General features: G+C 40.0%; 7 protein-coding genes. All 7 read left to right on the top strand.

Going from position 1 to position 12,853, the window contains the following annotated elements:
- Positions 1 to 21 precede the first annotated feature (21 nt).
- The 7 genes from bhn_RS08530 to bhn_RS08500 all read left to right on the top strand — a co-directional run bounded on the left by bhn_RS08530 (position 22) and on the right by bhn_RS08500 (position 12,737).
- Positions 22 to 882: a glycerophosphodiester phosphodiesterase family protein gene (locus tag bhn_RS08530; RefSeq protein WP_236845898.1), complete on the top strand. Its 861-nt coding sequence runs from the start codon at positions 22 to 24 to the stop codon at positions 880 to 882.
- A gap of 200 nt (positions 883 to 1,082) precedes the next feature.
- Positions 1,083 to 3,911 carry a pyruvate, phosphate dikinase gene (gene ppdK, locus bhn_RS08525; protein WP_071176297.1) on the top strand — a complete coding sequence of 943 codons (2,829 nt, stop codon included), beginning with the start codon at positions 1,083 to 1,085 and terminating at the stop codon, positions 3,909 to 3,911.
- A 281-nt stretch (positions 3,912 to 4,192) separates the two neighbouring features.
- The gene (locus bhn_RS08520) at positions 4,193 to 6,427 is read left to right on the top strand and encodes a helix-turn-helix transcriptional regulator (protein WP_161487312.1); all 2,235 of its coding nucleotides are present in this window, start codon (positions 4,193 to 4,195) and stop codon (positions 6,425 to 6,427) included.
- Between the two features lie 37 nt (positions 6,428 to 6,464).
- Positions 6,465 to 8,942 (top strand): glycoside hydrolase family 2 TIM barrel-domain containing protein, encoded by a 2,478-nt coding sequence (locus bhn_RS08515; RefSeq protein ID WP_071176295.1) that lies wholly within the window; start codon positions 6,465 to 6,467, stop codon positions 8,940 to 8,942.
- Positions 8,943 to 9,081: 139 nt separating this feature from the next.
- Complete coding sequence (locus bhn_RS08510; protein ID WP_071176294.1) at positions 9,082 to 10,017, top strand: ABC transporter permease; 936 nt, start codon at positions 9,082 to 9,084, stop codon at positions 10,015 to 10,017.
- Positions 10,018 to 10,047: 30 nt separating this feature from the next.
- Positions 10,048 to 10,935, top strand: a complete 888-nt coding sequence (locus bhn_RS08505) for a carbohydrate ABC transporter permease (RefSeq protein WP_071176293.1) — start codon at positions 10,048 to 10,050, stop codon at positions 10,933 to 10,935.
- Positions 10,936 to 10,976: 41 nt separating this feature from the next.
- Complete coding sequence (locus tag bhn_RS08500; protein ID WP_071176292.1) at positions 10,977 to 12,737, top strand: type 2 periplasmic-binding domain-containing protein; 1,761 nt, start codon at positions 10,977 to 10,979, stop codon at positions 12,735 to 12,737.
- The last annotated feature ends 116 nt before the right edge of the window (positions 12,738 to 12,853 follow it).

Below are 12,853 nucleotides of genomic sequence, written 5' to 3'. Positions count from 1 at the left end.
TTACTCATAATTTTCATTGTTTTGGCATTTTTATATTTTCTTATGATAATGCCTAGAATGATAAAGAGGCCTTCAAGGGAACCATTTACCAAAGTCTTGTATGCTCACAGAGGATTGCATGACAATTTGTCTATGGCTCCAGAGAACTCTATGGCTGCTTTCCAGAAAGCTGTAGAGGGCGGATATGGTATAGAATGTGACGTTCAGCTTACCAAAGACAATGTCCCGGTTGTATTCCACGATTTTACATTGGCCAGAGTTGCCAGATATGATAAGGGACATGAAGCAGAGGATGCCGTAAGGAATCCTGATGGAAGTCTTGGGGTAAAGGGTAAGGTGATCGATTATACCTACGAAGAACTCATGAATTTCCATCTTCTTGATTCGGAGGAGAAGATACCTAAATTTGAAGACTTTCTTAAGATGGTAGGTGGAAGGGTTCCTCTTATCATAGAGCTTAAGATCGAGCTTACAGATTTATCGGTTTGTCCAATTGTTGACAGTTTGTTGAGGGATTACAACGGAATATATTGCATTGAGTCCTTTAACCCACTGGGACTTTTCTGGTTCAGGAGAAAGCATCCTGATGTATTCAGAGGTCAGCTTTCAGATGACTTCCATAGAGACAAGCCAGAAGAGTTTAAGGGAGTATTGTATTTCATACTCACCAATCTTTTGCTTAACTTTTTGACCAAGCCTGATTTTATTGCTTTTAACCACAAGTATCACGCTAATTGCTCAAGGAGACTTTGCAAGAACCTGTACAAGAGTACAGCAGCTGCCTGGACGATAAAGAGCGAATCAGAGCTTGCTGAGGCCAAGAAACACTTTGATGTTTTCATCTTTGATAGTTTCGTTCCTCAGAATGGACCAAAGGTTTAAGTTTTTGTTCTTATCATGGTAATTTCTGTGCAGTTTATTATGGAACAGCTTGCGTGGTGATATGTAAGTGTTTCAAGCTGTATTACCACAGGCTAGAGCAATTACATATCATTGCGGAAGCTTATGATAACTAGCACAGTGATTATAATAAAAAGTAAGGGTACCGATTAAATATAGAATCGGTAAGAAAGGTAAAAAACATGGCGAACAAGTGGGTTTATATGTTCAGCGAAGGTAACATGACAATGCGTAACCTTCTCGGTGGTAAGGGTGCTAACCTTGCTGAGATGACAAGCATTGGCCTTCCAGTACCACAGGGCTTCACAATCACAACAGAGGCCTGCACACAGTATTATGAGGATGGTCGTAAGATCAACGACGAGATCATGGCTCAGGCTATGGACGGCGTTAAGAAGATGGAGGAGATCAACGGTAAGAAGTTTGGTGATCTTCAGAATCCTCTTCTTGTATCAGTTCGTTCAGGTGCTCGTGCATCAATGCCTGGTATGATGGATACAATCCTTAACCTCGGTCTTAACGACGACGTAGTAGCAGCAATGATCAAGGGCAATCCTGATCCTGCATTTGAGCGTTTCGTATACGATTCATATCGTCGTTTCATCCAGATGTTCTCTGACGTTGTTATGGAAGTTGGTAAGAAGTACTTCGAGCAGCTCATCGATCAGATGAAAGAGAAGAAGGGTGTTAAGTTTGACGTAGATCTTACAGCAGCAGATCTTAAGGAACTTGCTGAGCAGTTCAAGGCTGAGTACAAGAAGCAGCTCGGAAAAGACTTCCCTTCAGATCCTGTAGAGCAGCTTAAGCTCGCTATCGAGGCTGTATTCCGTTCATGGGATAACCCTCGTGCTAACGTATATCGTCGTGATAACGATATCCCATATTCATGGGGAACAGCTGTTAACGTAATGCCTATGGTATTCGGTAACCTTAACAATGAGTCTGGTACAGGTGTTGCATTTACTCGTGACCCTGCAACAGGTGAAAATAAACTTATGGGTGAGTTCCTTATCAACGCTCAGGGTGAGGACGTAGTTGCTGGTGTTCGTACACCTATGCCAATCGCTCAGATGGAGAAGGAATTCCCAGAAGCATATGCTGAGTTCATCAAGGTTTGTGAGACTCTTGAGAATCACTATCATGACATGCAGGATATGGAGTTCACAGTAGAGAACAAGAAGCTTTACATGCTTCAGTGCCGTAATGGTAAGAGAACAGCTCCAGCTGCTCTTAAGATCGCTTGCGACCTCGTTGATGAGGGACACAAGACTCCAGAAGAAGCTGTAGCAATGATCGATCCTAGAAACCTTGATACACTTCTTCACCCACAGTTTGATGCTGCTGCTCTTAAGGCTGCAACACCAATCGGAAAGGGTCTTGGTGCATCTCCAGGAGCTGCTTGCGGTAAGGTTGTATTCACAGCTGATGATGCTGTAGCTTGGGCTGAGAGAGGCGAGAAGGTAGTTCTTGTACGTCTTGAGACATCTCCAGAAGATATCACAGGTATGAAGGCTGCTCAGGGTATTCTTACAGTTCGTGGTGGTATGACATCACACGCTGCCGTAGTTGCTCGTGGTATGGGTGAGTGCTGCGTATCAGGTTGTGGCGACATCAACATGGACGAAGAGAACAAGAAGTTCACACTTGGTGGAAAAGAGTTCCACGAGGGAGACTTCCTTTCAATCGATGGTACAACAGGTAACATCTATGATGGTCAGATCGCAACAGTTGACGCTAAGATCGCTGGTGAGTTCGGACGTATCATGGCTTGGGCTGATGAGTTCAGAAGACTTAAGGTTCGTACAAACGCTGATACACCTGCTGATGCTAAGAAGGCTAGAGAGCTTGGTGCTGAGGGTATTGGTCTTTGCCGTACAGAGCACATGTTCTTCGAGGAAGACAGAATTGCTGCATTCCGTGAGATGATCTGCTCAGATACAGTAGAAGAGAGAGAAGCTGCTCTTGAGAAGATTCTTCCTTATCAGCAGAACGACTTCAAGCAGCTCTATGAAGCTCTTGAGGGATGCCCAGTTACAATCAGATTCCTTGATCCACCTCTTCACGAGTTCGTTCCTACAACAGAGGACGAGATCAAGAAGCTTGCTGACGCTAAGGGCAAGTCAGTAGACGAGATCAAGGCTATCATCAATTCACTTCACGAGTTCAACCCTATGATGGGTCACAGAGGATGCCGTCTTGCAGTTACATATCCTGAAATCGCTAAGATGCAGACTAAGGCAGTTATCCGTGCAGCTCTTGAAGTTCAGAAGGCACACGCTGACTGGAATGTTAAGCCTGAAATCATGATCCCACTTGTATGTGAGGTTAAGGAGCTTAAGTACGTTAAGCAGATAGTAGTTGAGACAGCTGACGCTGAGATCGCTGCTGCAGGTGCTAAGCTTGATTATGAAGTTGGTACAATGATCGAGATCCCAAGAGCTGCTCTTACAGCTGATGAGATCGCTAAGGAAGCTGATTTCTTCTGCTTCGGTACAAACGACCTTACACAGATGACATTCGGATTCTCTCGTGATGATGCTGGTAAGTTCCTCAATGCTTACTATGACACAAAGATCTTCGAGAACGATCCATTTGCTAAGCTTGACCAGACAGGTGTTGGTAAGCTTATGGAAATGTCACTTAAGCTTGGTAAGCCAGTTAACCCATCACTTCACGTTGGTATCTGTGGAGAGCACGGTGGAGATCCTTCATCAGTTGAGTTCTGCCACAAGATTGGCCTTGACTATGTATCATGCTCACCATTCCGTGTACCTGTTGCTAGACTTGCTGCTGCACAGGCTGCTATTGCAGACAAGGCAAACAAGGCTTCAAGCAAGAGCGTTGTAGATGATGAGACAAAGGCTAAGCTTGAGGATGCTGCAAAGAAGGCTGAAGAGATCGCAAAGGATCTTGCACAGCAGTCAGCAGAAGTAGCTAAGGCTGGTCTTGAGGGACTTAAGGCTGGATTCGAAGCTGCAAAGAAGGCTTACAACGATTCTAAGAATAAATAATAAATAGTATCTATACTATTTTGAGAGGACTGTCTTTGACAGTCCTCTTTTTTGCTTCAAGTCATTGTATTTATGGGCGTTCTAAAGATTTGAATATATGAAAATATAAATTGAATATATCTTTTTAAACAGGAAGATATGATAATTGTATTGTTATAATTGGCTTGTACAAGCTCTAAATTTGGCGGGGAAGGTAGTCTTTCTTTATGAATAAGAGGGGAAATAAAAATATTCTGTTCAAGAAATATTTTATTATGTACTTTTTTGCGTTGCTGCTACCTATGGTGATATGCTGTAGCTACTATGCATACATGCTTGCTGTTATTAATCATGATGACATCAACACCAGAAAGACTGAGCTGATCCATTCAGCAAGTATCTTTGATACTATTGTGTCAGAGGTGAACTATCTGGGAGATTGTCTTACTTCAAATGTAGAAGTTAATCATTTTAAAAATCTTGATAATGTCATGGAGTATCCCAATACCTACAAGATCCATGAGCTCCAGGAAGCTCTGCCAGATCTGTACCTGGTAAATCAGGCAGTATATGACTATTATATATTTTTTGATAAGTCGGAAGTTGTTATCAATAAATCAATTGCCTACACTTATGAGCAGTTTTATGATCTATATCTTAGGAAAGATAATATCGAAGATTTTGAAAAATGGTCTTTAGATAGAACTGAAGAAAGTAAACATTACGGATTTCTTCCTATGGAAGAATACGAAATCTATGTAAAAAAGACTAAAGAAAATCTGATCTGCTATACAAGGCCTCTTCTTTCTACGACCATTGGAGGGGATGGACATGTAGTTATCTACATAAAAGAGGATGTTGCATCATCTGTGATGCCAGCCATGGAAGAAGGCAGTATACAGGTTGTTCAGGATTTTTCGGGAAATATCATATATAAAGCTTTTGACGATGAGATGACTATTAGTGATAGTGATATAGAAAATCTTTTGCAGGAAGCTGATGATGAAAAAGATGCAATTCAAAAAGAGGTAAATCTTGGCGGAGAGCAGTATACTATGATCTCACTTGAATCGGAAGCTTCAGGTATGAGGTACACTAACTTTGTTCCCAACAAGATCATCAATCAAAGACTTACGTACTGCATTCTTTTACTTGTGGCATTTATTTTTGTAGGTATTTTGGTAGATGTGATCCTTAGTTATCAGATTTCTATCAAGAATGCTACTCCTATAAATGATATGTTAAATAAAATGTCACTTAGGATAGAGAGATTTGGCGGCCATCAGTCAGCTTTGGCCAGCTTAAAAGAGGCATTTACATATTTGGCAGATTCTAATGACAAACTTTCAAATGCTCTGAATGATCAAAAACCATATTTGCAGACAGCATTTGTTAACAGACTTTTATTTTCTGGCTTTCAGGAAGAAAAAGAGATCCTCAGAATGGCAGATTATCTACAATATCAGGTGGAGAACAGGACATTTTGGGTTCTGCTTTTTAGGTTCCATATGGTCATAAATGGAGGCGAAGAAGGAGATCAAAAGCTTTTAAATACCTTCTCAGCTTCTCTTACAGAGCTTATAGATCAAAAGCTTCCAGGAAGTCTTTATACAGACCTTGGAGAAGGACAGCTTGCGCTTATAATGAATACTGAAGCTGCAGGTGAGGATGAGATAAAGAAAAAGTCCAGTGAACTTGTAAAAAATATAAAGATGCAGATGGCTCCATCACTGGCTGAAAAGATATTTGTATATGGAGGAAGTATAGAAAGTAGTCCGGATCGCATCAGAGAGTCATATCTTAATGCTGCGTATCTTTGCTACAATGAAGCAGAGCAGATTGAAAATACTATCATTTGGTATGACCATAGAGAAAATCACTCAATTGGCTATCCGTCAGCAGATATGCATGTTAAGCTTGTACATTATGTGACAACTGGTGATGAGAAGGGACTTCATGATTATCTGGAGATGATAGTCACGGAATACTTTATTGAGTCAGACCTTCCTGTATATGTGCAGCACATGCTGATCACAGATCTTCAGTCCACACTCTTTAGGCTGCTTGACCTTGTAAAGCTCGGTGACAGTGAGTATGCAAGATACTACAAAGAACTTGAAAAGAATCATAACCTGCCTGTACTTAACCAGATCAGAATAACACTTAACCTGTTTAAGGAATTATGCCAGTTCATGAACAGACAAAAGAAGATGCAGGATGCAGACATGATAGCTGGCGGCATTGTATCTTATATAGATAGCCATTATGGTGATCCGAATCTGTCTCTTTCCATGGTGGCAGATCAGTTTGAGATAAGTCAGCCATATTTATCAAGTCTCTTTAAACAGACTCAGGGAATCAAGTTCTCAAATTATATAGAAAATATCAGGATTGATAAGGCCAAAGATCTCCTTAGGACTACAGACCTTCCTATAGTTAAGATAAGTGAGATGGTAGGATATGGATCTACAAATTCCTTCTGCAGGGCATTTAAGCGAGTGACAGGACTTAATACATCTGAATATAGAAATGACTAAAAATAAGATCATATAAACTAAGAGAGGGTAAGTTATTATGGAAAAAATATGTATTGATGAAAAATGGACATTTAGAAGGAACTTCGTTGATTCTCTGGGGATGCTGGACGAAGATCCAGGGGAAGTAGTCAATCTTCCGCATGATGGAATGATAGGCACCAAAGTCTCACCTGATGCACCTGCAAGGTCAGATAGTGGTTATTTTGTAGGAGGCCTTTCTAATTATACAAAGATGGTTTTTATTCCTGAAGACTGGAAGGATGAATGCGTTGGACTGATGATTGATGGCGCCATGATGAATGTGTCCATAGATGTAAATGGGTGTAAGGTAGGCAGTCAGCATTATGGTTATGCACCATTCTATGTAGACCTTACTGATTATGTGACCTTCGGAAAAGAAAACAGGATAACAATTAACTGCAATACCACAATGTATGTAAACAGCAGATGGTATACAGGATCAGGTTTATACAGAGGCGTTAAGATATGTCATGGTCCAAGAGTTCATGTGCCAGAAAATGGAGTATTTATTTGCACCAAGGAAGTGGATGGAAACAGAGCTTATTTGGAAGCAGTTATAGAAGTAGCTAATAGGACTTTGGAAAACAGACTTTGCGAAGTTAATGTATCAGTTTTTGATGAAGAAGATGGAAAAGAGAAGAAAAAGACAAAGAGTGTAATACAGGTAAACTCAGGAAAAACAGATACAGCAAGGATTTCGTTCATATTACAGGATCCAAAGCTATGGGATGCAGAAAACCCAAACCTGTATAAAGTAAAGGTGAGTGTAAAGAGCCTTGGTATTTATAGAACTCATTTTATTCCGGAAGAAAACCTCAAGGCAGATGAGACAGAGACACTCTTTGGTGTTAGGACTATTACAGCAGATGCTGAAAGAGGACTTAGAATAAATGGAAAAGAAGTTAAATTAAAGGGCGGATGCCTTCATCATGACAATGGACTTTTAGGAGCTGTTTCATTATATGAAGCAGAAGAAAGAAAGATAAAAAAGCTTAAAGAATCAGGCTTTAATGCGGTTCGAACAGCACATAATCCTCCATCTGCAGCATTTATCGAAGCTTGTGACAGACTTGGAATGTATGTTTTTGATGAAGCTTTTGATGCCTGGGGAATGGCAAAGCGTGGCGGAGATTATAGCCAGTTTTTTGCATCTGACTGGGAAAAAGACCTTACAGCCTTTGTAAAAAGAGACAGGAATCATCCATCTGTTATCCTTTGGTCTACAGGTAACGAGATACCCGAAAGAGGAGGCCTCGATAATGGATATACACTTGCTAAAGAACTTTCTGACAAGATCAGAGAGATTGATGCAACCAGACCAATAAGTAATGGCATCTGTTCATACTGGGGAGGTCTTGACGATGATCTCATGAAAGGACAAAGTCAAAATCAAAACTCTTCAGAGGGACTTATAAGTACAAGCTGGGAAACTATGTCAGAGCCCTTTACAAACGGACTTGATATTGTGGGATACAACTACATGGAAGGACTGTATGAAAGAGATCATGAGATGTTCCCTGATAGAGTGATCCTTGGATCTGAGAATTTCCCAAGAGAAATAGGCTTTAGATGGCCACTGGTAGAAAGACTCCCATATGTTATAGGAGAGTTCACCTGGACAGCCTGGGACTACATTGGAGAAGCGGGAATTGGTAAGGCTGAGTATGTTGATGAAAATGACCCAAAGGCAAAGTCAGGAGGATGGTACCTGATGCCTCCGGCCTCATCACCATATCCATGGAGACTTGCAAATGATGCTGACTATGATATTACAGGTTTTATGCTTCCACAAGGAGCCTACAGAAGTGTAGTATGGGGAAGCGACAAGACATATGTTTATTCAATGCATCCTGATACCTTTGGAAAAGTAGAGATGATGACTCCATGGGGATTCACAGAAGTCAGAAAGAACTGGAACTATGAAGGCTATGAAAACAGGAATATAAAGATCGTTGTATTTTCAAAGGCGGAAGAAGTAGAAGTTCTTGTAAATGGAAAGAGCCTTGGAAGAAAGAAGGTAAGTTTTGAAAAACCATTACCAAACTCAGTTTCTTTTGAGACAGAGTATGTTCCAGGTAAAGTGGAAGCTATAAGCTATGAAAAAGGCTCTGAAGTTAGCAGAGATGAGATTGTTACTACTAAGGTGCCTCACAGCTTAAGACTTATTCCTGAAAAGAAAGAGATGAAAGCTGATGGACATTCACTTATTTATGTGGGAGTAGAAGTCATTGACGAAGATGGAAATGTAGTTCCTGATGCAAAGATCAGTTTAAAGGCTGAACTTGCAAGTAAAGATAAAGGAACAACTATTGCAGGCTTTGGATCAGCTAATCCTGTTACAGAAGATAATTATACTGATGGAGATACAACTTCATTTAGAGGAAGAGCAACAGTAATTATTCGTTCAGGATATGAAAACGAAATTGTAACACTAAAAATATCTGCAAATGGTCTAAATTCTATTGAGGAAGATTTTAAGATCGGAAACATCTGAATATAAAAAACACTGATAAAAAGGGGCCTTCGGGCCCCTTTTAAATTTTGAATATTCCCAAAAAACATTGTATATAGATTTTTTCCCCGGAAAGAAATAATAATTGAACCATCAAATCTGACGGAAGGAAAAAAGCTAAATGAAAAACACAGAATCAAGTTTAAAAAGATTTGGTCAATATGCTTTAAGACATTGGCAGTTGTATCTTATGGTGTCGCTGCCGGTCATAGTTCTTTTTATATTCGCATACGCACCAATGTACGGAGTAATACTTGCCTTTAAGAATTATCAGGTAAGCAAAGGAATATGGGGAAGCCCATGGGCAGAAAACTGTGGAATGAACAATTTCATCAGATTCTTTAATAACTATAACTTTAAAGAATGCCTGGGAAATACACTTATTCTTTCATTTTATTCTATGCTCGTATCAATCCCTACTGCGATCTTACTGGCACTTTCACTTAACTATGCCAAAAATCTGAGGTTTAGAAAAACGGTGCAGATGGTTAGTTACTGCCCATACTTCATTTCTACAGTAGTCTTTGTTGGTATCATAAACCTTTTGATGGATACCAGAATAGGCGTGATCGGAAAATTTGTATATGAGAAATTTGGCGTAAGTGTACTTGGATCAGCAGGGTTGTTCCCATCCTTATATGTTTGGTCCGGAGTATGGCAGGGAGTTGGATTTGGTTCGATCATCTATATCGCAGCACTTGCGGGTGTTGATATGGAGCAGCACGAAGCGGCCATAATCGATGGAGCAACTCTTTTGCAGAGAATAAAATATGTGGATATTCCAGCGATACTTCCAACTGTGGTCATAATGCTGATCCTTAACATGGGAAGTGTCTTAAATATTGGATATGAGAAAGTCCTTGCTATGCAGAATCAGAACAATGTAAGTGCATCAGAAGTAATAACAACATATGCATACAAGGTCTCATTAGTTTCAACATTTCCGGATTATTCCTATTCGACAGCGATAGGACTTTTTCAATCGCTCATAGGACTTGTTCTTATTCTTGTTACCAATAAGATAGCAGATAAGTTGACGGGTAATGGATTTTTATAATCTTAATTTTGGGGGAAGGTGAAATAAACAATGAATAAGAAAATATCTCAGGACAAGGTCGTATATTTCATAAATTATATTTTACTGGCGTTATTACTTGTAATAGAACTATATCCGCTTATCTACATTGTGAGCTGTTCTTTTAGTTCAGGTGATGCTCTTATGGCAGGAAGAGTCAGATTCCTTCCTGTTGCACCAACACTTGATAGCTATAAGGCAGTGTTTGAGTATAGCTCGATCTGGGTAGGTTACAGCAATTCTTTACTCTATACGTTAGTAGGAACTTTTATCAGTATTACACTTACGCTTTTTGCAGCTTACCCATTATCAAGGGATGATTTCAAAGGAAAAAAGATCCTTATGGGCATATTCCTTTTTACAATGATGTTTTCAGGTGGACTTATTCCATCATATCTTTTGGTAAAAAATCTGGGACTTATAGATACAATGTGGGCGATCATACTTCCTGGATCAGTTAGTGCGTATAACGTCATAGTTGCGAGAACATATTTTAAACAGACAATACCCAAGGAACTTCTGGAAGCGGCGCAGATGGATGGCTGCGAAGACTTTAAGTTTTTCAAAAGCATTGTAATTCCTCTATCGACTCCTATCATCGCAGTACTCTGTCTGTGGACCGCAGTAGGTATCTGGAATTCATATTTTAATCCAATGATCTACATAAATGATGAGGCAAAGTTCCCTCTTCAACTTGTACTTAGAAGGATACTTCTTTTGTCTCAGGTCAATCTAAGTAAAGGAAACGTGGATCCAATGGTGATCCAGAAGAATATGTACTTAAGCGAAATGCTCAAGTACGGAACAATCATAATCAGTACCTTACCTCTTATGATCATTTATCCTTTTATCCAAAAATACTTCGTAAAAGGTGTCATGGTCGGATCGGTAAAGGGTTGATATAAGTTCTTTTTACATTAGAATAAAAAAGGAGGACAAAAATGAAAAAGAAACTTATGGGAAAAAGGCTTATGGCAGCTGGTCTGTCTGTAGGTCTTGTTGCAGGAATGCTATGTGGTTGCGGGGCAAAATCAACTGGTGGAAATGAGCAGGCAAAAAGTGAGGAAGTATCTGATGCACTTAAGTTTGATTCTGTAAGTGATGTGAAATTCCCACTTGCTGAAAAGGTGGAGCTTACATGCTTTGTCTATGCTACTACAACAGGTGGAGGCACCTATCAGGACAACTATGTCACAGACTGGATCGAGGAAAAAACAAACGTACATTTAAACTTTGTTTATGATGTAGATGGAGATGATGCTAAGACAAAACTTAATCTTATCATGACAGATCCGGACACTATTCCTGATATGTTCCTTGCTACAAACTGGACCAAGTCTGAGCTTCAGTCATATGGCCAGCAGGGACTTCTTATTCCACTTGATGATTATTTAAAAGACTGCCCTAACTGGAACAGACTTAATGAGGAGAGCCCACTTAGAAAGGGTGACCTTGTGATGTCAGATGGCAAGATCTATACCTACGGTGATGATAATGAGTGTTTCCATACTCACTTCCAGAACAGAATGTATATCTACAAGCCATGGGTTGAAAAACTTAATGATGGAAAGATACCTCAGACTACTGACGAGATGTATGAGTTCTTAAAGAAAGTTAAGACAGAAGATCCAAATGGAAATGGAAAAGCAGATGAGATCCCTATGACTGGTATGATCGGTGGCTGGGCTACAGATCCTACTGTATGGATGGTGAACTCTTTTGTTGAGTGTAACAATCCTCTTAGTAATACTAACCCAACAGTAGCAGCTGGTCTTGTTGTAAATGATGGCAAGATCGAATACTCAGTTATGAAAGATGAGTACAAAGAAGCTTTCAGATTTATGAGTAAGCTTTATAAAGAAGGTCTTTTGGATAATCAGACATTTACACAGGACAATAACCAGTTCCAGGCTACATTAAGTAATGAGGATCATCTTGTAGCTATGTATTCTGCTGGCGGACCACAAAACGATGAATTCTGGAAAAACCAGGATGGTGAGTGGCAGGACTGGGAAGTTATGGAACCTGTTGAAGGCCCTGGTGGAGTAAGATTTGCAGCAAGAAATGCTGATAACTATTTTGGTTCTTGCATTGGAAGCGTATCAGTTAACTGCAAATATCCAGAGATTGCAGTAGCACTTATGGACTTTATGGCTTCAGAAGAGGCATCTCTTGTTCAGGCAAATGGACCTGAGGGTATTGGCTGGGATTACACAACTGAAGGTTCATCTCTTTCAGGTGGAACACCAACTTACAAGACATACGATATTCCAGATGACTTTGACTGGGTAGGTGCCGGCTTTAAGGATTACACAGGCAAGAAGGTTACATATGTTTCAGATGCTATGATCAGATGCAGCACATCCAAGTTCAGAGGTGATATGCAGGTAGAAGATCCAAGTCACGACGGTGAATATTTCCTTCAGGCTGCAGCAGAAAAATACAGCAAGTTTGATCCAGGTGAAGATACTCTGGTACCAAATCTTGTATTCGAAGGTCAGGATGCACAGACTATTTCAGAGCTTACACTTACAATTGGCGACTATGTAAATCAGGCAACGGTACAGTTTATTACAGGAGACATGGACGTTGATAAGGATTGGGAAACATATATCAGTAAGCTTGAGAGTATGGGCGTAGATAATTACGTTTCTTTATACCAGAAATACTATGATAAGTACATGGAAAATATAGAAAAATAAAGCTTTTTCGATATAATTATATTTGGCGGGCACACAAATGCTGTTATGGGCCACAGTTTTGAAAGCTGCGGCCCATAACCAAAGGCTGCGTCCGCCTATATTTATGTGTGGACAGG

Origin of the sequence: Butyrivibrio hungatei (assembly GCF_001858005.1) — a bacterium.
Taxonomy (GTDB): Bacteria; Bacillota; Clostridia; order Lachnospirales; family Lachnospiraceae; genus Butyrivibrio; species Butyrivibrio hungatei.
Note: the sequence above shows the minus strand (reverse complement) of the source record. Positions and strands in the feature narration are given on the sequence as shown.